Genomic DNA, 21,423 nt, shown 5'->3' on the forward strand with positions numbered 1-21,423 from the left:
ATTGGTGTTTCACGTCAACATGCGTGAGAATTGAGAAATCGCGTAGTTGTAAATTTTTCTGTATTGTAAGATTTTCTGACTTATGGATTGGCACACGTTACCTTCGTTGACGTCTCTCAGAGCCTTTGCCGCCGCCGCAGAGTTTAGAAACTTGACCCGCGCAGCAGGGGCGCTGAATGTGACCCATTCCGCGGTCAGCCAACAAATCCGAGGACTGGAGCAGCATCTGGGAACCCAGCTTGTTACTCGGACGCGACACGGTATCGCACTGACCGCACAGGGAGAATTCTTAGCGGCAGGTCTACATGAAGCATTCGCCTCAATGGCGTCCCTGACTGAGAGCATATCAAGTGCAGAAGCGGTTCGCCCGCTGGTGGTCAGTGCGACACCGATGTTTTCAAGCGCATTCCTCATGCCGCGCCTATCGGCGTTTGTTCAGGAGTTCCCGGATATCGAGCTTCGCATCGACTCAACAATCCAGGCTGTCGACCTCAAACCAGGGGGCATTGACATAGCCATTCGATACGGCACCGGGCGCTGGTCGGGACTGGCCTCGCAAATGTTGCTACCTGGCTGTCTGACTGTGGTCGCTGCAAAAGAATTGATTGGGGAACGAGTGCTCAAAGACCCAATTGAATTGCTCGACTTTACTCTTCTTCAGGAGCAGGCTTCGGTCGAATTTGACCTGTGGTTGGAAAAGGTTGGAGTACCACCCGACGCCGATAGGAGAGTTGTTCGCCTGCCGGGCAACATGCTGCTTGATGGAATCCGCCGGGGTGATGGTGTTGGGGCGACGGTTCCGGCATTCATCTCTGATGAATTGAAGTCTGGAGATCTCGTGGCGCTATTCGATGATCCAATCCCGCAGATCGGATATCACCTCGTCACGCTGCCTGGACCAGTTCGCCCAGCGGCAAAGGTGTTTCAGAAGTGGCTTTCGAACTCAATTACCGAATATGAGAAAAGCCTTTTCAGATGGACGCCTGCTCACTTGATATAACTGTAATAGGTGTTCAACTCGAATGGATAGCAACAACCCAAACCGGCCATGACCTTTTGCAAGATGAGGTTAAAAATGCCGTTTGCGGTGTGAGCTCTTCAAGCAGACGTATCGCAGCGCTTCCCAACGCTGAAGCCGACTTCAAGCAAAGTCAGAAGTCAGTCCTGTGCACTTTGGCATGGTCTAAACACGTAGCGACCAGTATGAAAAAGAAAGGAGGAGAACACGTGGAGCGAAAGCTAGCGGCCATCCTGATTGCTGACCTTGTCGGCTTTACCGCTCGGATGGAGCGGGACGAGAAAGGCACGCTCGAAGTCCTTTCAGCGCACATTGACGATATTGCTGCTCCGCTTGTCGGTCGGTATTACGGTCGCATCGTCAAGCAGATGGGTGACGGTCTGCTCGCCAGCTTCGACAGCGCAGTTGACGCCGTTTCCTGCGCGGTTGAATGGCAAAACGCATCAGCGGCAGGTAAGGACCCTCTCCAATTTCGTATTGGCGTTACTCTTGGGGACATAATCATGCGCGACGGAGATGTTTTTGGTTCCGGTGTGAACCTTGCGTCTAGGTTGGAGCAGCTTGCCCCACCCGGCGGTGTGTTGGTGTCTGACGCTGTATATCGTGTGGTCGGGAACCGTATACCGGTCGCCTGGGAGGATGCTGGTCAGCACACGGTAAAGAACGTTGCCGAACCGGTACATGCTTGGCGCATTGGCGGGTTAAACGCAGTATGTGCTGAACCGCCTCGGCCTGAATCATCAGGGAAAGCCACTATTGCGGTCCTGCCTCTACACAACATGAGCGATGACCCCGAGCAGGCCTTTTTTAGCGACGGGATTGCGGAAGACATTATTGTGGGCTTATCGCGTTTTCGGACGCTTAAGGTTGTTTCCAGAAACGCGTCATTCAGGTTCCGAACAAAGGACACAGATCCGGCCAAAATCGCGGAGGCTCTTGGCGCAGATTACCTGGTTGAAGGCAGCGTGCGGAAGGCTGGCAGCCGCGTGAGGATCTCGGTACAGCTCGCTGACGCGGGTACGGGCACTCAACTCTGGTCGGATCGATATGACCACGAACTGGAGGACGTTCTGGCGGTACAAGACGAGGTGGCCCGAAGTATCGTCGCAGTGTTGCCAGGCAGGGTCCAGCACGATGTTGTCGACCGTTCGACACAGAAACCAACGGATCAGATGAAGGCTTATGAACTGATGCTCAAGGGCAAGGCACTACGCGACGGCTTGAACGCACGAGATACGGCCAAAGCGAGAGCGTTGTTGGAACGCGCGGTCGCGCTCGATCCGACCATCGCGCGATCTTACATGTATCTTTCGGACACATATGTCATAGACTTGTGGCTTGGTCTGGCAGACGCTGACGCACCGGCCCACACTTTGAAAATTGCCCGAAAGGGCGTGGCACTGGATAACCGGGACGTCTACATTCAAGACCAGCTTGGGTTTGCTTATCTCTGTGCCGGGCTGTGGAGCGAGGCCGAAGCGCAATTCAACAAGACACTTTCCATGATAGAAAGCGAGGCGGAGTCGATGGCTTGGTGTGGCTATGCTTTCCTACTGCTCGGCCAGCACGAAAAGGCGCGCGACGTAGTTTCGGAAGCTATGGCGCTGGACCCGCTACATCCGCCTGCCATCGACTGGATTATGGGGCAGGTCGAATTTTTCAACGGTAGCTATGAAGCAGTGCTTGGTTTTCTAATGGGAGCAGCGCGGCTTAACTCGTTGGCCACTGCATTTGTTGCCGCGTCTTACGCGCAGCTCGGACGAGAGCGAGACGCCTCCGACGCATTGCAAGAATTTGTTTCTGAACGTCACGATGAGTTCACAAGCCGAGGAATTGTGGATGAGGATGACACAGTAGATAGCCTTGCCCGCGGGTTCAGGTCTATGTGGCGGCGACCAGATGATTTTGAACGTCTTGTGGATGGGCTACGAGAGGCAGGTTTGACCGGCTGACACCGACATTAACTCGTTTGTCCAAACAGCGCGGCCTCAATGACGCGTTTCTCTGCGCTTTGTTTTTTCGGCCGATGGCAGCCCAGAACGGACATTCCAAACTGAACTTTGCAAATCCCGACAAGCGGACATAGCACTGGTTCGCTGCGTTTGCTCGATTGTCGGCAATTTCGCCAGTGGTTGGACTAGAATCGAGCTTTCAGCGTGGGCGCCGAATTTTGCCGGTCATTCGCAAGCCATCACGAATGTTCAGTCCCATCATCGTGAGATTGGTTGCCCCAGCAATCAATTCAATCACCTGTACCGTGTAAAATGTGCTGTCGAATTCGCCAGCAGCGGCTTTGCCAGCCAGAAACCAAGCGGCAGGTACGAGGATCAACAAGCCGTTCAGCGCGATGACAGGCATTCGGTTTTTCTTGGCTTTCGTAAGCGCGTCCTTGCGTTTCCGACCCATTGCCATGCCCGATCCGCCAGCAATCGCCATTGCCGGGATGAGGATGAACATGCCTTTTAGGATCAATGCCTTGACGGTCGCGACTGTTTCTTGGCTCGCAAAGAGTTCGCTGGTGGCCGTTGACGTCCAGAAGAAGAGGATCATCACAAAGCCGATGCCGCCCGCGATGGCGTGAATCTTTGTTTTCATAGTGGTTCTCTAAAATTGCCTTCTGGAAAGGATTTCGTCAGGCCGTGCAGCAATTCGGCACCGCAACCTTTTCGAACAGGTGGGGTGCTGTCACAGCGCTTGAGGGATAGTGGCTGAGCTGCTGCTGAAACTCGGGGTTGGAAAACGCAGCGCGAAAATCCGCGACAGTCTCCCAGACCGCGTAGTTCAGGTACATACTGCCGTCACCAAGGGCTTTATGCAGCTGGGTGCTGATGTAACCCGCCTGCTTTTTCATCCATTGGGCATCGCTCTTCCAAGCTTCTACTAAGGCGACTTGGTCAACGGGATCAACTGTGAAGAGATTGACGAGAACAACGGGCCCCGCGTCAATGCCCAATTGCCGATCAATGGGAAACTCTGGGTCGAGGGGTTTGAAACTGACCATTTCGGTACTCCTTGCAAGCAACTTCATTTTGGTGTCATGTTGTCATATTTAGGAAGCACCAAACACAATGACAACACGTTGTCAAATAAAATGAGGAATCGACATGCCGGATGCGCGAAGGACCGAAGAAGGAGAGGCCGTGACAGCGCTGATACTGGATGTGTTTCGGCTGAACGGTCGATTGCAGCTTGCCGGTGATCGCCTCGTATCAGAACTCGGTCTGACAAGTGCCCGATGGCAGATTCTTGGTGCCATCGCCTATTCTGATCGGCCGGAATCCGTTGCCTGGCATGCACGGACGATGGGCGTTCACCGGCAGGGCGTACAACGGATCATCAATGAATTAAGCAAAGAAGGAATAGTGGAGTTTCAGTCGAACCCACACCACAAGCGGGCGCACTTGGTTGTCATGACACGAAGGGGGCAGGAATTATATGAAGCCGCGATTGCGAAGCAAATCCCATGGGTGAATGAACTCTCGGAAGGCCTGTCGCCAGATGATATTGCGTCAGCGCAAAATGTTGTTGACCATCTCAAAACACGCCTTGAAGAAACCTCAACGCGACAAGATCAGAGTTCGACCCAAAGCTAACACTCGTACAGAGTGCAGCATCGAACGTTCTGGGTTCGGAGCAGACATTCGAAGTTCACAATAAGGAGCCAACGTCTGCCTTGCGGACATTGCCGACAAAAAAGACAAAACTAATACTCTGGTTTGCGATAGGATAAATCGTTGCGTAGACGGCCAGTTTTTGATTTCAACCTCGTTCAAGCGTTCTTGGTTTTTTGCGCTACCAACTTAATCTTCAGGGATACTTGAACCGAAGAACTCGAACTTTCGAGTGCTACCCACTGTGATCGGTTTCTCGTTGGCAAAAAGATTGCTATCAAATGAGAACGAATTATCGGTTCCGATCATCTGAATGTGAGAATAAATGCGCTTAGCTCTTTTCATTCTCTTTCCGATTATATTTATCGGTTTGCTTGTTTTTCTGATCTTTGGCTTGAAGCCGCCCAACAGTATTAAGCTGGCTGCTGGAATAAACGGCGGGGGATATTGGCAAGTTGGACAACTCTACAAAGCAGAACTTGCACGTGACGGCATTCAGGTAATTTTAGTAGAAACCGAGGGGTCCGTTGAGAACATTCAGAAACTTGTTTCTGGCGAAGTGGATGCCGCATTTATTCAAGGCGGCCTCGAACTACCTCGGGACGAAAACTTACAGTCTCTGGGCGCCATTTTTCTTGAACCCATGGTGGTGTTCCGCGGAAAGTCTAGTCCAGTCGAGGCTAACGCAGGAGAATGGGGAGACATACGCTTAGCTGCAGGATCTAAGGCGTCTGGTACTCGCGCCGCCGCTATAGCGCTAATTGAGGCCGCTGGGTTGCAAAATGTCGGCATAGACCTCGTCGATTTCGGGGGCAATGACGCGATAGAGGCGTTGTATGCCAACGAAGCGGATGCAGCGTTGTTTGTCGCTCCACTCGATGCACCTTACCTTATGGATGCGATCTTTGATCCAGAAATTATTTTTGTCCCTATGGCTTTGGTCGACGCACTTGCATTGAAACTTTCCGGAGCGAATTCGGTAACCGTACCGGCAGGATCAATCACACTCGACCCTCCGAGACCACCGCAGGACGTTAAGATCTTAGCATTACGAGCTTCACTTATCGCCGCATCCGATCTGCACCCTGCTGTAACCGATAGGTTAGTGACTGCAGCAAAGAACATTCATAGCGAACCAAATATTTTGCAAAGTGCGCGCGAGTATCCAAACACGGCTTTGCCACCTGTACCATTAAACAAAATTGCCACAGAACTCATAAACTCTGGGCCAAACTTTTTGCATGGCGTCTTGCCATATTGGATCGCAGCGCAGTTCGGCAGCGTACTGTTATTGCTGTTGCCGTTGTTGTTCTTATTGCCGTTTCTGCGGATCGTCCCATCCGGTTACGTGTGGTTTCAAAAGCGTCGCGTCTGGCGTTTTTATCAGCGCATCGCTGCGCTTGAGGAGGAACTCAGCAACGCACAGACCTCAACTGAGGTAGAAGCGGTCGCCAAAAATATCGAAGAAGTGGACACCGCTCTTGCAAATCTGAATTTGCCTCTCGCATACCGCCAGGGAGCATATGATGCACGTTTGCACATAGATCTAATTCGACAGGAGATTGCGCGTCGTCGAACTGCCTAAATTGATGGAACCACAACGTTCTCAAGCAAACCAAGGTAGAAAACCATTTTGATTTGAGACTTCGTTACAGTCGTGTGCTTTATTTATTACGTGAACAGTGCTTTGGGCTCGCAGCCATCGTTAGTAGAGTTTTCTTTAGCGGCAGCTATGCTAGGCGAATATAGTTCAAATTATGCGTCATAGTTACTTGTATTGAGCGTTGTAAGCTCTGAACAAAATATGAGGTTAGGAAATGTTCCGTTTAGCATCTATTCTGACCCTCGCGCTTACCGCTGGTGCACACGCCGAGGACATCCCAAACACTCAACCCGGCGACAGAGAATACTCCCCCTACCCACAACAAAACTTCCCTAATCAGGTCTTTTTCGGCGACACCCATTTGCATACCTCTTACTCTGCCGATGCTGGGATGATCGGGAATGTACTCGGCCCTGATGAGGCGTACAGGTTTGCCAAAGGAGAAGTCGTTACATCCAGCACCGGTGTCGAAGCGAGGTTGCGCCGACCATTGGATTTTCTGGTTATTGCCGATCACGCCGAAAACCTTGGTCTTGCGCCACTGCTCTCAGCCAAAGATGCCACGCTGCTCTCCACGGAGTTTGGCCAGCAACTGAACGCGGCTGTCGAGGCCGGTGATCCCGTTGGCGCATGGTCGATTTGGAGCCAAGCCAAGTCCACTGGCACAGACCCATTGGCGGATTATCAGGAGATTTACCAAACAGCGTGGAGCAACATTACCTCTGCCGCTGAGACACACAATCAACCGGGTTTGTTTACTGCGCTCATCGGGTTCGAGTGGACCTCAAACCCACAGCGGAACAACCTGCACAGGAATGTCATATTCAACGGTGGCAAAGAGGGCGCTGACAAGATCATCCCGTTCTCGAACTTTGATAGCTTCGACCCCGAAGACCTTTGGGCATGGATGGAACAAGCCGAAGAGACAACAGGCCAAAAGCTGCTCGCGATCCCGCACAATGGCAATTTGTCTAACGGGTTGATGTTTGACGAAGTGCGCTTGTCCGGCGAACCGTTCGATGTTGAGTATTTCAAAAAGCGTGCCAAGTGGGAACCGATCTACGAAATCACACAAATGAAAGGTGACGGCGAAGCGCATCCCATGCTGTCACCAGACGATGAATTTGCTGACTTCGAAACGTGGGACAAAGGACAACTTGGACCAGAGCCCAAGACACCGAAGATGCTTCCGCGCGAGTATGCGCGGGCAGCGTTGCGGCGGGGGCTTGGATACGAGGCGCAAACTGGGACAAACCCGTTCAAGTTTGGCGTGATCGGCTCAACTGATGCTCATACATCGCTGTCCACGGTCGGCGAGGACAATTTCTTCGGGAAAGTCGCGGCTGTTGAACCTACTGCTGACCCGATCCGAATTGAAGAGGTCGTCGGCGGTATTGGTGGTGACGAGAGTGTTGCCCAATATGCATGGCAGACTTCGGCGTCGGGTTTGGCGGCCGTTTGGGCAAGGGAAAACACCCGCGAGGCCATTTGGGATGCTTTTGCTCGGAAAGAAGTCTATGCAACCACAGGGCCGCGCATGCGTGTTCGCGTTTTTGCGGGGTACGAGTTTGATGAAACAGACCTGCCGCGCGCTGACTTTGCTGAGTATGGATATGAAAATGGCGTCCCGATGGGGGCGGAGTTGAAAGCGGACAGTGATGATCGGTCTCCGCGATTTCTCATCCGTGCGCTCCGTGACCCCGATGGAGCCAACCTCGACCGCATTCAAATCGTCAAAGGCTGGCTGAACAGTGACGGCTCAACGTCGGAACGTGTTTATGATGTTGCTTGTGGCGGGCGTGAAATTACCAGCGCTGGATGCGATGGCCCGGTTGGCAATACGGTGGATGTAGAGAACGCGTCTTGGACAAATGACATCGGCCAGGCAATTCTCGTCGGATATTGGGAAGACCCGGACTACGACCCGACGCAAAGCGCGTTCTACTACGTGAGAGTGCTTGCAATACCAACGCCGCGTTGGACGACATACGATGCAAAGGTGTTCGGAACGGAGATCCCAGACGAAGCACCGCGCTCAATACAGGAGCGGGCCTACACATCTCCAATTTGGTACACACCTCAGGGATGAGTAGTATTAGGTTAAGACTAAAAATCACTTAGTCTGCTCTGTGCTCCGAGCGGTCGTTCGCTGCGTTCCGTCTGAATGACCGCTCTGCGGACTTTGCGGACATCCGCATTTTTACCCCAAAGGACCGCAGTCAGCCCCGAAGCGGACATTTAATGAAGTACTGCACTTCGCAGTCAGGCACAGCTTCAAGGCTGATACCTTATCAAGACTTAACAATCGCTCTTTTTGGAGATGTGTGTTCGGCTAGCGCATCTGGCCTAGAAGCAATTTTGCGTTTAGCGTGGTGCCCACTGTGGGAGTTCAGTCTTTGGAAAGACGTCTAGCAGCGATACTTGCCGCCGATGTGGTTGGCTATAGCCGTCTTATTCGAAATGACGAGGCCGGCACGCTTGCAAGGGTCAAAGCCCATCGCGAGCAGTTTTTTGAACCAATTGTCGCTTCACGACATGGGCGCATCGTCAAATTGATGGGCGACAGCTTGCTTCTTGAGTTTGCAAGTGCAGTTGAGGCCGTTCGGTGTGCGTTGGACATGCAGCACTATGTAGGCGTCGCTAATGCGGACCTGCCGCAAGATTCGCAGGTGCGATACCGGATCGGTCTCAATGTTGGCGACATTATCGTCGATCAGGATGACATTCACGGGGATGGTGTAAATGTCGCCGCACGCATTGAAAGCCTGGCTGTCCCGGATGGCATTTACATGTCGGCCAGCGTTTTCGAACAGGTCCATACCAAGCTCGATCTCACCATAGAAGATTTGGGGATGCGAGAGGTCAAGAATATCTCCGACCCCGTTCACATCTACAGCCTAAAAATAGATGAAAAGGCAAAAGCCATCGTTTCTCCTATCGCGCCACTTACGAACAAGCCTACGAAAAATCGCCTGATCATGGTAAGTTGCACCGCAGCTGTCCTGGCGCTAGTAGCCGCCGCATGGCTGCAACCTTGGTCCGTGGTGCGATCCCCGGACACGGATGAACAAGCCGCGGTCCTGTCTGGCAAACCCTCCATCGCTGTCATGGCGTTCGACAATCTCAACAACGACCCGAGCCAAGACTACCTCAGCGACGGACTGAGTGAGAACATACTGACCGCCTTGTCCCGTTTTTCAGACTTCTTCGTAGTCGCTCGGAACTCCACGTTTTCATATAAGGACACTCCGGCAGATATACAGAAAGTATCAGAGGAATTGGGTGTTCGCTACATCGTTGAGGGAAGCGTTCAAATTGCCGGTGAGCGTTTGCGCGTGACGTCCCAACTCATTGATGCGACGACGGGCCAGAACATCTGGGCAGACAGCTATGACCGAGACCTACAGGAAATATTTTCAGTACAGGATGAGATAACGCGAACGATAGCTTCGCTTCTCTCCACGAATATCGATCTGGCGGAGTATAGCCGCCTCAAGCATCAGCCTACTGATAGTCTTGGCGCTTACGAATTGCGCAAACGCGCGCAGGAGGAGTGGTTTACCTTCACAAAAGAAGGAAACATCAGGGCGGAAGAGCTTAGCGCAAAAGCCATTGCTCTCGATCCGAACTATGCCGGGGCGTATGTCGAAAACGCTTGGGCACATATTAACGGATATCGTTGGGGGTGGACGAACTCTTTAACGCGCGAGGAATCACTGGAGCGCGCATTTGAGACGGCGCGGAAAGCCATTGAACTGGAACCCTTCAATTTCAAAGGTCATTGGGTCTTAGCCAATGCAACCACTCAAAGCGGTAACCTTGAGCGGGCTGCTTCGCGTTACGACAAAGCAATTGCTCTGAATCCAAATTCGGCATCCGTTCTGGCAGATTCCATCGACCCTCTCGTCTATAGCGGCAAGGCGCCCGAAGCCGTTGAGCGCATGAAACTGGCGATCCGGCTGAACCCACATCACCAAGACTGGTATCTTTGGAATCTGGGTTGGGCTCAGTACTTCGCCGAGGAGTATGAAGATGCAAAGGCTTCAGTTGAACAAATGAACGAAATACCCGATGGCTTGAAACGCACCTACGCGCCAATTCTTTTACGCCTTGGTCTTCCCAGTGATGCGCAGACTATTATCGATGAGTTTCTAGCGGCCAATCCCGAATTCACTATCCAAGAAGCGATGAATGCGCCATTCGAGAGTGAGGCGTATCTCAATCGGTGGGTAGAGGATCTGCAAAAATTGGGTGTGCCTGATACCAAAGAATGAACCATTTTTCGAGTTTCGCTTTGCGGGTGTCGCCACCAGACTCAGACACCCACAACTATCGCGACAAACTTTAATCCTGCGATTTGCGGCTGTGGCTTTGTAGTGATTTCAGCCCAAAACGGACCTCGCTCGTCGGGCTTTGCAAACGCCTATTTGCGGACAAACGCCGCCATTCAGCTTCAACGACTGATCCGTCAGGATAGAGCAGTCTCCAAACGTTCCAACGAATTCTGCGGCCACACCTCATCGAATTTGTAAAATTCCTCGAAGATAGGAATTTCCTCGCTGAGTGGCACCCAGGCCTGTTTGCTGCTCGTGAAAATCTGTGCATCCGGAGGACATTGATCCGGGTTGTCCAGTGTTCCGACGCGCACGTACCTTAGCTTTCCAAGGCGTATCATGTAGCTGCTAAAAACGGCGACGCCGCAATCCCTACAGCGCGTAATAATCTGACCTTTCCCGCTTGGAGTGGAGAGCTCATTTTCGGTGATTGGCCCTTTGCACGTCACGCGATCAGCCTCAATGATGGCGTTCAAGACGTAGGCTGCCCCGGTTTGTCGCTGACATTCGCTACAGTGGCAGCAATGCACGAACATAGGTTGTGATGTCATCTGATACGTTACGGCTCCGCAGCCGCATTTCCCTTTGATCATTATTTCCCCCGAGTTGTTTCCTAGCATTCAGCCATGGCCCTTATTGGACCAGCTCATAATGCTTGATAGAACGCGACTCGACCAATTCGGCCTCCGCCGGATCGATATGCGAGCTTTGGTAGTTTTCGCCGACAAAAGCCTTTAGTGACTCTAGGTTTTCCCACACCATGACAAAGCTGAATTCTCTTGGTGTGTCAGCACGTGCGGCACCAGGAAACACTTGAACGATGCCCTTAGTACCTCTCATCAAGGGTATAGCTGTTTCATGGAAGAACTTGCTGAACTCTTCCTCTTTGCCTGGCCTAGTCACGACCTGAAAGATGCGCATGATCATTCGTCCGACCTCCGTAAAGTACGGTTCCTGAATGTATGAGCGCCTCTGGTTCTATGACCATATCATTTTGCTACGGGTGTGTCTGCTTTGGCCTCCGACGTGGCCATTCTCCGCGGCCTGCATGAATAGCTGGTCGCAGCCCGAAGCGGACATTCACAACTAGACTTTGCAAGCTCCCAGACACATAATATGGCTGTCTTTTGTAGCGACAGCGGGCGTGTCCGGATGCGTTACTTTCTGACTATACAATGTGTTGCTGCAAACGTTTGCATTTGAACAGGTCATGATAACAAAGTGTACAGCACCCGTATTTCCTTCGGATGCTGTGGAGGTTTATTCGCTATCGCGCCAATTCATAGCGTGTCATCGACATTGAGGTTGCGTCGATCATACTCATGAACTTCTCGGCTGCTTGGGCGGAAGCAAAACTGTCCATCGACGCTTGCGCGGCCTCTGCGCTTTCCCAGTTCACCACGACAGCCCATTTGCCGTCCGCGAAGGCCGCTTGGCGTGAGATGAAGCCGGGCTGCTGGCTGACATGCTCTTCTTCGATGGCCTTATCGACCGGTTCGAATTCTTGAGCCGTGACACCTTCTGCGAGGTTCATAGTCACGATCTCAATTACACCAGCATCTTGCGCCATGGCTATACTTCCCAGCATCATCGTTAGAGTGATCAAGAACGTTTTCATGTTGCCGTCCGATCAGAACTTGCCGTTGTCATGGGCCATCTCGGATGGGATGTCTGCGATCACATCCCAGTGCTCGACGATCTTGCCGTCCTCAACGCGGAACAGGTCATAGAACGCGGTCGGTACGCCGCCCAATGTGCCCTCGGATGCGGTGAAGACAAAATTACCCTCGGCCACAACCATGTGCACATCGGAATAGATCATCTGGATGCCCTGATCCGCCATCGCCATCAAAGCGGCGCCCAGACCGTCCAGACCATCAGCGATCTGGCTGTTGTGCTGAATGTAGGTTTCGGAGGACAGGAAGTCGGTGATCCGATCAGTTTCACCACCTTTCAGGATGGTTTCAACGAAATCCGCGACCAGTGCTTTGTTCTCTGCTGTCCTGTCCAGATCAGTGATGTCGGTCGGGCCATCTGTTTGCGTGTGACCGGAAGGGTTTGGCGGGGCGAGCGGAGTCAGATTGTCCCAATGCTCTGCAACCTTTCCATCTTCCACGCGGAAGACGTCGAAGCCAACCAACATATCTGCGCCAAAAGCCTGCGCATTGTTGTAGGTCGTGTGCAAAACAACCATGTCCCCTTCGGCGATCACGCGGTGAATGTTCACTTCGATCCCACTGTCCTTCAAGCTTGGAATGAAGCCAAGTATGGGGGCTGCACCTGTCGGCACGGCGGGGTTGTGCTGGATGTAGTCCGACGCCAGCAGTTGCTGCGCTGCGGATGGGTCGAAATTTATAAAAATGGCTGCAACAGCCTCCAGTACGAGTTCTTTGGGGGTCATTGATTTTCTCCTTATTTTGAAGCGGTAGTGATAGGAATTCACGCGGCGCGGGCTTGCGTCGCGGTGATTTTGAATTCAGTTCCCCACGGGTCGATCAGGCGACCAGGGTTTAGGCTTTCAGATTCCGCCAGAAGTTCGACACTCGCGAGACCTGTGCTCCATTCTGTACGCTTCTTTGCCCCTTTGGATTGCCATTCGTTGACAGCAAGGTGATGGTGGTAGCCGCCTGACCCGAACCAACGCGCCGAGGGCAGTTGTAACGTCTGCACCATTCCAATGGCCTGAGTAACAAATCGCGCGGCCTCATCCACGTCGCCAACACGCAGATGGACATGTCCGATTACAGTGCCGCTAGGCGCGCCGTGCCACGGCGTGGCATTTTGCTTCAGCGAGTTCAGGTCAAGCGGTTGCGTTGTCATTTGCACTTGCTCGCCGTTGTGCTTCCAGGTCTCGCGCGGCAGGTCCCGGTAGATTTCGATGCCATTCCCCTCCGGATCACTCAAATAGAGAGCTTCGCTAACGCCGTGATGTGATGCGCCATCAAGTCGGAGCTCGCGTTCCTCGGCATGGATCAACCAAGCGGCGAGATCATGCTGGGTTGGCAGCAAGAACGCCGTATGAAATAGTCCGGCCTCGCGCGGGAAAGGCCTGGCATTGCGGTCCTGGCGAAGCTCGACCAGTGACCCAGCGTCGGTCCCCAGACAGGCGGTTCCGCCGTTGCGTTTGATCAGTCCAAGGCCAATAACTTCTTCATAAAACGCGGCCATGCCATCAAGGTCGCGCACAGTCAGGGCAACCTGACCAATCGAGATGGGGGCATGTGAATTTGCCATGTTCTTGTCTCCTGCGATTGAGCTTGAGAAGAACTTAGATGTGGCTTTTGCTCGCTAAAATGGCGATAATTGTGAGTATGTATCGCCATTCTGGAGATAAATGATTGGACCGGATTGATGGAATGCGAAGCTTTGTGGCAGTCGTGGAAACCGGTTCCTTCGCTGCTGCTGGACACCGCTTGGGGATTTCGAACAAATTGGTGAGCAAGCGTGTCGCCGGGCTCGAAAACCTGATTGGTATGACGCTCATTCACCGTACCACGCGCTCAATGTCTCTGTCTCACGAAGGAGAAAAGTACCTGGAAGGGGCGCGACGTGTTCTTGCCGAGCTTGAACAGCTGGAAGCCGAATTCGATACTTCAGGTGGTTTGAAAGGTGTAATTCGCGTTGCGGCACCCCTCACCTATGGCGACACCGCGGTGGCGGTAGCCGCAACTCGTTTTGTTGAAAAGCATCCGAGTGTCACGGTCGAGCTGGACCTGTCAGATCACTATGCTGATCTGGCCAAGGGTGGCTTTGACATTGCAATCAGGATTGGGAACCTTGATGATTCAAGCCTGATTGTCCGCAAGCTGGGCGAGACGCATATGAAGGTCGTGGCTGCGCCGGCCTATCTTGCAGAGCATGGCACGCCTTCACATCCTGCCGAGCTTTCCGAACACATCTGCATAAGGGATGCGAACAACCCCGACCCGAACCGCTGGCCGTTTCAGGTCGAAGGCCAAACCATACAAGTGCCCGTATCCGGGCCGTTTCTCGCCAATAGCCCTCCTGCTTGCCTCGTGCCGACACGCGCAGGGCGGGGTATCTTTATCTGCCCCGATGTATTCCTCGGGGATGACCTAGAAACAGGGCGGTTGGTCGAGCTGTTCTCTGGAATCCACTCCCGCACGCTCCCGATCCAAAGTGTCCATTTGCCATCAGTTTTTCGCAAACCGCGCGTGAAAGCCTTTGTTGAATTCATGAAGGCCGAAATCAGAGCTTAGGTTCGTCAAAGATTTCGTTCAGAGTTGTTGCACGAGTACCCACTTTTGATAGGCGAACAAAGTGACGCTAAAAAAACTTGGTCGTGCGGTTAAAGGGCGCTTTTGGATTAAACTACAAGAAGGCGCTTGATAACCTGGCGGCGATGATTGCTTAGAAGGTTGAAAAATGGGGCGGTGATGCCGCTATCTCGCTCCGCTTAAGACGTCGGGCAACGATGCTAGAAGTTGCCGTTTCCTTCTTCTTCCATCAGTGACGAGCGGCAGCCCACACAAGACCTTCTAATCGAGAACTCTGTGTCCTATTTTATTTGCGATAAAGAGTGCTTCTGAATTCGGTGGGTGAAATGCCCATTTGCCTTTTAAATGACCGGCTAAAGTTATTGGACGTTTCATATCCCAGCGCGGTAGCGATGTCGGATACCGCTTCCGTTGGTAAAGCCAAAAGTTCAGTCGCGCGTTCTATGCGGACTCTATTGATAATATTACGATAACGTCCGCCCTCCGCTTCAAGCCTACGCTGAAGGGTTCGCACTCCTACATCTAGAGAACGCGCAATTGAATCAATCGAAACCGCATCATCATGAAGTTGCTGGCGCGCGAGTTCTGCAACACGTTCAGAAAGCGTCTCAGGAGGTCCTCCCAGACGCTCCCTAGCTATGTCGACGACTGTGGTTGGATTTTCGGCGTTGGGTCGACTTGAGCGGCTGGCTTGCAAACAACACCTATCAAACTCGATCCCCAACCGCGGCGCGTCCCAAATAACCGGGCACCTAAACACATCTTCAGCTTCGTTCGCGTTCGTCACTTTGTGGAAATTCAACAGAACGGCACGCGGCGTCCAATTCGCTCCGAGATAAGCTTTAAAAATACTAAGAATGACTCCTATCGCGGAGAAGCCGACATCGGGATAGGCGCGGTGAGATTTAATACCAAAATCGTAGCAATACCTGGCGGGTGATCCAGGGCTTTCCAACCATGCCCTATCTGTGGACGAGTGAAGCGGCATCACAAAAGAAGCACGATTGAGGGCTGCACCCAAGTTCGGGGCCGAAAGAACATAGCGCCCCCATGCGCCGTACTCTGCGACAGTCAGGTGAGGAGACCAAAAAAGACCGATGTTCTGTAGCCCGGTTGACCAAGCCGCTTCGTGTATGAACGTCGCCAGCGAATGAGCCGAAATATAGCCGGAACGTGCATCCACGAATTTATACGACAGTTCGGCTGCCCTCATCGCGGCGATAAGCCTTCTCTCCCCCGCCACATCCAAGACAAACTGCGGCATTGCTCCAAGTGCTGTCGCCGAAATCATTGGGGGTAAGCTCATGCCAGATTGTCTCGCTTCTACAAGTCCGCTGTCGTGAAATGATACGCATCCCATTTGGCTTTGTGCAATAAATTCACATCCAAGCATACGTGGAGAAAGCAATGTCGAATAACGTTCCCAGAATTGGATGCCTTTCAACTTGGGCCACCGCTGCGATCCTGTTTTTACCCATCAGCGCAAGCGCCGAGATGTCAGACGCACAACGGAACCTGATCGAACGTCGCGCGTGTGAAGCTGCGATTTGGGGCATGCCGGCGGTCGGCGTTTATGACATCGAACTTGCAATCCAGCGCGATGCCGGCGCTGATCGGGGCGTTATCGCCTATATGAGCGAGCCAATGGACAGTCGCCACGGCTTTCTAACGGCCAACGATGTCACGCCCTATGTATTCGGTGGCGGAATCACTGTTGACGAGCCTGTAGTCATTGATGTGCCCCCTGCCGGTGATAAGGCGGCCTTCTTTGGAACCATCGTGAATGCCTGGCAAGTCCCGCTGGCAGACGTCGGAACGACAGGCGAAGATGCGGGGGCAGGTGGCAAATACCTCATCCTGCCGCCTGGTTACGACGGAGACGTACCGTCAGACGGGTACTACGTTCACCAGTCCAACACCTATGGCGTTCATTTTGCTTTCCGTCCAGTTGCAAAAGATGGCGGCACAAGCGCAGACCAGGCCGCATATGCCCAAACGCTCCGAGTCTATGCCTTGTCTGATGCGGACAATCCTCCGGCAACACGGTTCATCGACGTAAAAGAGAACCCCATCAACACGCTGCCTGTATACGACATGACTTTCTTCACTGATCTGAATGCGGTCATTCAGCGCGAGCCTGTTTTGGAGCAAGACAAGGTAATGATGGCGATGCTGGCGTCTCTGGGCATTGTGCGAGGCCATCCTTTTGAACCTGACGAGGAGACACAAGCGGCCATGCTGGATGGTCTCCAATGTGCCTACGATACGATGCAAGAACACTTCATAACGCGCTCTGTCGTGCCTTTGTGGGAAGATCGCCAATGGGGTGTCTGGGCATTCGCCGAAGGCCAACCGGAAGCCGGATTTCCCTATGTTACGACAGATATGGTTTTGATCGACGACCGCGCGGGCGGGTCATATTCTTGGATCACTTACCTGCCCAAAAAGCTCGGTGGAGGCACGTTCTACCTGACAGGTTTAACCGACAGTGATGGCGCCATGCTCAACGGTGAAGATACCTACAAACTGACAGTTCCATCAGACACGCCCGCCGAGGATTTTTGGTCCGTCATTGTATACAGCATGAAAACTAAGGGCTTTGTAAAAGGCAACGAGCGGGTGGGATTGGCGACGCCTGACCTCCCTGACATGCAGGTTAACGAAGATGGCTCGGCTGACGTGTATTTCGGCCCAATTGCTCCGGGTGGGCTGGAAAGCAATTGGATTCCGACCGGCGAAGACTTTTTCTTGCTTTTTCGTCTCTATGGACCAGCTGAAGGCTGGATAGAAAGCGGTTGGAAACTACCCGATCTGGAAAAAGTGAATTGAATAGTAGACTTATCCCACTAGGAGAAAACGGTATGAAAAGACTGATGTTCGCAGGTGTAGCCGCATTGTCTCTTGCGATCCCGGCCTTTGCACAGGAATACAGTGCAAACGTCCCCGACAGCATCATTGTGCCGGACACAGTGGAAACACGTTTTGGTGCGTTGGAGTATTTCGATGGACTTCCAACGCCAGAAACCGCGAAGTTGTCGTACAACGCGCTTAACTTCGTGCGGGGTATGCAGATTTTCATGGATGGTATGCCCGCCGCATCGACTTATGCGATGTGTCATGGTCTTGAAGAAGGCGCTGGGGTTGATCCGATGAAAATCGGCATCTTTGAAGATTTGTATAACGCGCGTTCGCTACTGCTGACACCCAACACGACAACAATTTATATATTGAACTGTACCGATCTCTCCGAAGGTCCGGTGGTATATGAAGTGCCCGAAGGTATGCTGGGTTTCGTGAACGACGCATACATGCGATACGTCACCGATATCGGTAATGCTGGCCCTGACGAAGGCAAAGGCGGAAAATTTCTGATCGTGCCTCCCGGATTCGAAGGGGATTTGCCGGAAGAGGGCTATTTTATCGTTCAGCCACCAAGCTATCGTAACTGGTTTTTGCTTCGTGCGTTCTACGGGGATGACGGTGTTGAAGCGGCGGTAAACCGGGTCAAAGAAACTTTGCGTGTCTATCGCTGGGAAGACAGAGAGAACCCACCAGAGCTAGAGTTCGTGAATCTAACGGACAAACAGTTCAACACAATCCACGCAAACGATTTCAGCTTTTTCGATGAAATGAAAGCCGTCGTCGATAGCGAAGCCGAAGGTGCGCTGCCGGAAGAGTTGATGGGCGCTATGTTCTCGATAGGGATTCGCAAGGGAGAGCCTTTTGAACCTGATGATGAACTGAAGTCCTTGCTGAGCGAAGCCGTGGCACTTGGCACTGCTGCCGCGAAATCTCTTAACTTTGCCCCACGATCCCGCGCACCTTTCTACTATGACGACGGATATTGGAAGACCGCGTTTGTCGGGGGTAATCACGAGTTCCAAGCCGGTGACGTCAAAATTCTAGATGCGCGGACTCTGTTCCACTACTACGCGACCGGAATCACGCCTGCGATGGTCGCTCAAAAGGTAGGGGTCGGATCGCAATACGCACTCGCGAATCGCGACAGCGATGGAAACTACTTCGACGGCGGTAAAACTTACTCGGTGACAATTCCCCCAAACCCGCCAGCAAAAGACTATTGGTCATTCGTTGTCTACGACACGCAAACCCGTTCACTTCTCGAAACGGACCAGAAACTTGCAGGGGTCGATAGCAACCAACCCACTTTGGAAGCAAACGAGGACGGCAGTTTTACGGTTTGGTTTGCGCCAGAAGCGCCAGAAGGCAAAGAGGGGAATTGGATACAGACAATGCCCGGAAAATCCTGGTCCACGGTTCTAAGACTCTACGGTCCTTTGGAGCCTTGGTTTGAAGGAACATGGCGGCCCGGTGAGATCACACTAATCGAGTAGATCCTCGCTATCTTGGAGTAGTTTCAAAACACGAAAAAGGCGACGTGTCCTGACAACGTCGCCTTCCCTCTTGCGACCGTTCTGGATCCTCTTACTCGGTTGAGTGCTTTTTGCTTCCGGATTTCACCAGTTCAAACATCAGTTTAAAGAACACCTTCAACTATGGATTATGAAAGGTTGAAGGCAAATCGCTGCATAGGTGCGGAAGTGAAATATTGGCAACGCCAAATAGGCCGATAACAAACGGACCAATCATTAGGTTCTAAACGTCGAATAGAGGAAAATTACTCAAACTTTGCAAAGTCAGCTTTCTGCGCATAGCTGACAATCCTGCCTTGTGCAGCATTTTGCAGTAGGGGCTCAACGCTATTTCGCCGCATCGCGTGCAAACGGCTGGTCAAAGCCGTGAAGCTGACATGCCCAGTTTTCTCTACTTCCGAAACACAAGGAAGTAGTCAGTTTATTGCGCCAGTTTCCCCATCGCCAGTTGCTTCGCCGACATCGCCTTGGATTTTGCCTCATCCCGATGTGAACCAAACGCGGCTTTGACTGCCTGGTCTTTTTCTGAAACCTCTCTCGCCGGGGCAGGGGCCGGTTTCGCTTCAGCCAGCGCCTTTGCCGTGTCCTTTGCCTGTTCGTCAGCGAGATCCCGATATGTCCCTTTGATCCTCGGAGCTTCACCCCCAAGGAACTGCATGAAATAAGGATCTTCGAAGTATCGGATCTTGTTTGCAATTACCGGCATTTTGCCTTCGCGGATCAGCACAACCTCATTTTCAGGCAATCGGCCAACGTGTTCCGGCCGGAGCAGGCGAATGCCTTCCTCGCGTTCCGATATGCTGCCCATTTCCATTTTGCCGAGCGCCCGCGACTTCGATTTGCTCATGACTGTTTTGTCACCGATGGACCTGGACACGTGTTCGCGTACCTCTGAATCTTCGGATGCAGCAAACATTTGCGTCCCGGCGTTCGCAAGCATCGCCCGCACACCTTCATGCCCATAAATGTCCTGCAGGCGCGACAGCGTTTGTGAAATCACGATGATCCGGCCACCGAACGATCGCATGGTGTCATACGCTTCAACGACGCGCTCAAGATGGCCGAGGCGCTGAAACGGTATTGCCAAGTTGTTTGCCAGCGGTTGCAAAGAGCTGTTGCTGGCGAGTTCAGGTGGTCAACTCGAGTGCATAGCCATTCCAAAGATCGTGCGCGTCCGATCGGGCATGACGGTATGAGATGGTAGAGAGTTGATAGCGGCGGGGTCGGAATATTGTGTTGATCTGGTCGTGAGCGGCAAGGAACCTTTGCGCCTGCCGTGGAGATTTGAAACGACCCATCAGCTTTTCACGCTTTCGAGTGGGTCTGTGTGATCCTTCGATCCGGTTGTTCAACCCTTTGTGTGCACGATGATCCGCACCCGGCGCGAGATCACGGATCGGTTTGAAATAGCTTCTCAACTTATCCGTAATCACAACACGAGGTTCGCCGAATTGCGAAATCAAACGCTTCAGAAAGCGCCGGGCTGCCTTTGCACTCCGCCGTGGTTGGACGAGGATATCAAGCGTATCTCCGTTCGCATCCACCGCCCGCCAGAGCCAGAATTTCCTACCGTTGATCGGAATGACAACTTCGTCCAAATGCCATTTGTCGGCTGCGGCTGGCCGATCTCGCCTGATGCAATTTGCGAAATAGCGGCCAAAGCGGTTGACCCATTGCCGGATCGTTTCCCGGCTTACTATCACACCGCGTTCCGCGAGCAGATCCTCAACATCGGCAGCGCTGAGCGCAAACCGGTGGTAGACCCAGACCGCATAGGTGATGATCTCACGCGGAAAACGAAAGCCCTTCAGGCGCGGCATTGCGGGCGGTATCTTCATGCGTGAGCCGTAGCCCGATCACAACCTGCAGACAAGTTGGCAATGCCGTCGCAATAGCTCTCGGTTAGCGCTTTGTGAAAACCGTATGCCGAGGCGCCGAGCGTCAGCAAACCTGCGCATGCCACAAGCCAGATTCCACCGGGGCTACTCATAGCGTTTTGCACCACTCACTTGAATCCGGAATCTCCGGAATGGCCTTGAAGAGCAGTGAGCGCCAAGACGGCGATGCCTACGTGTACGGTGCCTGTGGCCAGCATTCCGGCAAGTGAAATCAAGCCTTTGACGCTGGCACTTTGGGCTTCGAGATCGCACAGCCTGTCGATGAACTTCATCATCATGGCTGCTTGATTTCTATGTTTCAGTTTATTGCGCTACGTCCAAAAAGCA

20 protein-coding genes are annotated in these 21,423 nt (G+C 52.7%); 9 read left to right on the forward strand and 11 right to left on the reverse strand.

All coding sequences use genetic code 11. From position 1 onward, the window contains the following. Window positions 1-82: 82 nt before the first annotated feature. A complete protein-coding gene (locus tag ACR0DE_RS20190; RefSeq protein ID WP_480437264.1) occupies window positions 83-1,000 on the forward strand; it encodes a LysR family transcriptional regulator in 918 nt (305 codons plus the stop codon). A gap of 227 nt (window positions 1,001-1,227) precedes the next feature. Further along, entirely contained in the window at window positions 1,228-2,970 is a 1,743-nt protein-coding gene (locus ACR0DE_RS20195) for an adenylate/guanylate cyclase domain-containing protein (protein ID WP_480437261.1), read from the forward strand. 199 nt (window positions 2,971-3,169) lie between these two features. On the opposite strand, the gene ACR0DE_RS20200 is transcribed toward ACR0DE_RS20195, so the two are convergent. Together ACR0DE_RS20200 and ACR0DE_RS20205 are read right to left on the reverse strand one after the other, a co-directional pair. Next, window positions 3,170-3,613, reverse strand: a complete 444-nt coding sequence (locus tag ACR0DE_RS20200; protein ID WP_480755029.1) for a hypothetical protein — start codon at window positions 3,611-3,613, stop codon at window positions 3,170-3,172. A 37-nt stretch (window positions 3,614-3,650) separates the two neighbouring features. Next, entirely contained in the window at window positions 3,651-4,019 is a 369-nt protein-coding gene (locus ACR0DE_RS20205; protein ID WP_170816173.1) for an antibiotic biosynthesis monooxygenase family protein, read from the reverse strand. Window positions 4,020-4,158: 139 nt separating this feature from the next. On the opposite strand from ACR0DE_RS20205, the gene ACR0DE_RS20210 reads away from it, so the two are divergent. The 4 genes from ACR0DE_RS20210 to ACR0DE_RS20225 all read left to right on the forward strand — a co-directional run bounded on the left by ACR0DE_RS20210 (window position 4,159) and on the right by ACR0DE_RS20225 (window position 10,506). Next, entirely contained in the window at window positions 4,159-4,611 is a 453-nt protein-coding gene (locus ACR0DE_RS20210) for a MarR family winged helix-turn-helix transcriptional regulator (RefSeq protein WP_480755031.1), read from the forward strand. Between the two features lie 343 nt (window positions 4,612-4,954). After that, a complete protein-coding gene (locus ACR0DE_RS20215; RefSeq protein ID WP_480437252.1) occupies window positions 4,955-6,214 on the forward strand; it encodes a TAXI family TRAP transporter solute-binding subunit in 1,260 nt (419 codons plus the stop codon). A gap of 232 nt (window positions 6,215-6,446) precedes the next feature. Beyond that, complete coding sequence (locus tag ACR0DE_RS20220) at window positions 6,447-8,321, forward strand: DUF3604 domain-containing protein (protein WP_480437250.1); 1,875 nt, start codon at window positions 6,447-6,449, stop codon at window positions 8,319-8,321. Window positions 8,322-8,628: 307 nt separating this feature from the next. Beyond that, window positions 8,629-10,506, forward strand: a complete 1,878-nt coding sequence (locus ACR0DE_RS20225; RefSeq protein ID WP_480755034.1) for an adenylate/guanylate cyclase domain-containing protein — start codon at window positions 8,629-8,631, stop codon at window positions 10,504-10,506. A gap of 194 nt (window positions 10,507-10,700) precedes the next feature. Here the strand turns inward: ACR0DE_RS20225 and ACR0DE_RS20230 are convergent, their stop codons facing one another. From ACR0DE_RS20230 to ACR0DE_RS20250, 5 genes are all read right to left on the reverse strand, one after another. After that, a complete protein-coding gene (locus ACR0DE_RS20230) occupies window positions 10,701-11,186 on the reverse strand; it encodes a GFA family protein (protein ID WP_480755036.1) in 486 nt (161 codons plus the stop codon). A gap of 13 nt (window positions 11,187-11,199) precedes the next feature. Next, on the reverse strand, window positions 11,200-11,493 hold the full coding sequence (locus ACR0DE_RS20235; protein WP_480437246.1) for a putative quinol monooxygenase: 294 nt from the start codon (window positions 11,491-11,493) through the stop codon (window positions 11,200-11,202). Between the two features lie 340 nt (window positions 11,494-11,833). After that, a complete protein-coding gene (locus ACR0DE_RS20240) occupies window positions 11,834-12,184 on the reverse strand; it encodes an antibiotic biosynthesis monooxygenase family protein (protein WP_480437243.1) in 351 nt (116 codons plus the stop codon). A 12-nt stretch (window positions 12,185-12,196) separates the two neighbouring features. Then, window positions 12,197-12,967: a nuclear transport factor 2 family protein gene (locus ACR0DE_RS20245; protein ID WP_480755039.1), complete on the reverse strand. Its 771-nt coding sequence runs from the start codon at window positions 12,965-12,967 to the stop codon at window positions 12,197-12,199. Between the two features lie 38 nt (window positions 12,968-13,005). Next, window positions 13,006-13,800, reverse strand: a complete 795-nt coding sequence (locus ACR0DE_RS20250) for a VOC family protein (protein ID WP_480755041.1) — start codon at window positions 13,798-13,800, stop codon at window positions 13,006-13,008. A 104-nt stretch (window positions 13,801-13,904) separates the two neighbouring features. Here ACR0DE_RS20250 and ACR0DE_RS20255 point away from each other — a divergent pair, with 104 nt between their 5' ends. Beyond that, entirely contained in the window at window positions 13,905-14,786 is an 882-nt protein-coding gene (locus tag ACR0DE_RS20255) for a LysR family transcriptional regulator (protein ID WP_480755043.1), read from the forward strand. Window positions 14,787-15,090: 304 nt separating this feature from the next. Here ACR0DE_RS20255 and ACR0DE_RS20260 read toward each other — a convergent pair whose 3' ends face one another. Next, a complete protein-coding gene (locus ACR0DE_RS20260) occupies window positions 15,091-16,248 on the reverse strand; it encodes an AraC family transcriptional regulator (protein ID WP_480755045.1) in 1,158 nt (385 codons plus the stop codon). Between ACR0DE_RS20260 and ACR0DE_RS20265 the strand changes: the two genes are divergently transcribed. Next, the gene (locus tag ACR0DE_RS20265; protein WP_480755047.1) at window positions 16,212-17,633 is read left to right on the forward strand and encodes a DUF1254 domain-containing protein; all 1,422 of its coding nucleotides are present in this window, start codon (window positions 16,212-16,214) and stop codon (window positions 17,631-17,633) included. The two genes, ACR0DE_RS20260 and ACR0DE_RS20265, sit on opposite strands and share 37 nt — an antisense overlap. Window positions 17,634-17,665: 32 nt before the next feature. After that, window positions 17,666-19,159: a DUF1254 domain-containing protein gene (locus ACR0DE_RS20270; protein ID WP_480755050.1), complete on the forward strand. Its 1,494-nt coding sequence runs from the start codon at window positions 17,666-17,668 to the stop codon at window positions 19,157-19,159. 460 nt (window positions 19,160-19,619) lie between these two features. Here ACR0DE_RS20270 and ACR0DE_RS20275 read toward each other — a convergent pair whose 3' ends face one another. The 3 genes from ACR0DE_RS20275 to ACR0DE_RS20285 all read right to left on the reverse strand — a co-directional run bounded on the left by ACR0DE_RS20275 (window position 19,620) and on the right by ACR0DE_RS20285 (window position 21,368). Continuing rightward, on the reverse strand, window positions 19,620-20,285 hold the full coding sequence (locus tag ACR0DE_RS20275) for a type IV secretory system conjugative DNA transfer family protein (RefSeq protein WP_480755053.1): 666 nt from the start codon (window positions 20,283-20,285) through the stop codon (window positions 19,620-19,622). A gap of 40 nt (window positions 20,286-20,325) precedes the next feature. Further along, complete coding sequence (locus ACR0DE_RS20280) at window positions 20,326-21,036, reverse strand: IS6 family transposase (protein ID WP_480437241.1); 711 nt, start codon at window positions 21,034-21,036, stop codon at window positions 20,326-20,328. A 167-nt stretch (window positions 21,037-21,203) separates the two neighbouring features. Further along, entirely contained in the window at window positions 21,204-21,368 is a 165-nt protein-coding gene (locus ACR0DE_RS20285; protein ID WP_480437239.1) for a hypothetical protein, read from the reverse strand. Window positions 21,369-21,423 lie beyond the last annotated feature (55 nt).

The organism is Ruegeria sp. C10 (assembly GCF_056537805.1).

Excerpts from the sequence above, each read along its gene's own strand:
- ACR0DE_RS20220 (WP_480437250.1), top strand. The coding sequence starts at position 6,447 with ATGTTCCGTTTAGCATCTATTCTGACCCTCGCGCTTACCGCTGGTGCA.
- ACR0DE_RS20250 (WP_480755041.1), bottom strand. The coding sequence starts at position 13,800 with ATGGCAAATTCACATGCCCCCATCTCGATTGGTCAGGTTGCCCTGACT.
- ACR0DE_RS20285 (WP_480437239.1), bottom strand. The coding sequence starts at position 21,368 with ATGAAGTTCATCGACAGGCTGTGCGATCTCGAAGCCCAAAGTGCCAGC.
- ACR0DE_RS20240 (WP_480437243.1), bottom strand. The coding sequence starts at position 12,184 with ATGAAAACGTTCTTGATCACTCTAACGATGATGCTGGGAAGTATAGCC.
- ACR0DE_RS20235 (WP_480437246.1), bottom strand. The coding sequence starts at position 11,493 with ATGATCATGCGCATCTTTCAGGTCGTGACTAGGCCAGGCAAAGAGGAA.
- ACR0DE_RS20215 (WP_480437252.1), top strand. The coding sequence starts at position 4,955 with ATGCGCTTAGCTCTTTTCATTCTCTTTCCGATTATATTTATCGGTTTG.
- ACR0DE_RS20190 (WP_480437264.1), top strand. The coding sequence starts at position 83 with ATGGATTGGCACACGTTACCTTCGTTGACGTCTCTCAGAGCCTTTGCC.
- ACR0DE_RS20200 (WP_480755029.1), bottom strand. The coding sequence starts at position 3,613 with ATGAAAACAAAGATTCACGCCATCGCGGGCGGCATCGGCTTTGTGATG.
- ACR0DE_RS20245 (WP_480755039.1), bottom strand. The coding sequence starts at position 12,967 with ATGACCCCCAAAGAACTCGTACTGGAGGCTGTTGCAGCCATTTTTATA.
- ACR0DE_RS20265 (WP_480755047.1), top strand. The coding sequence starts at position 16,212 with ATGTCGAATAACGTTCCCAGAATTGGATGCCTTTCAACTTGGGCCACC.
- ACR0DE_RS20205 (WP_170816173.1), bottom strand. The coding sequence starts at position 4,019 with ATGGTCAGTTTCAAACCCCTCGACCCAGAGTTTCCCATTGATCGGCAA.
- ACR0DE_RS20270 (WP_480755050.1), top strand. The coding sequence starts at position 17,666 with ATGAAAAGACTGATGTTCGCAGGTGTAGCCGCATTGTCTCTTGCGATC.
- ACR0DE_RS20230 (WP_480755036.1), bottom strand. The coding sequence starts at position 11,186 with ATGCTAGGAAACAACTCGGGGGAAATAATGATCAAAGGGAAATGCGGC.
- ACR0DE_RS20280 (WP_480437241.1), bottom strand. The coding sequence starts at position 21,036 with ATGAAGATACCGCCCGCAATGCCGCGCCTGAAGGGCTTTCGTTTTCCG.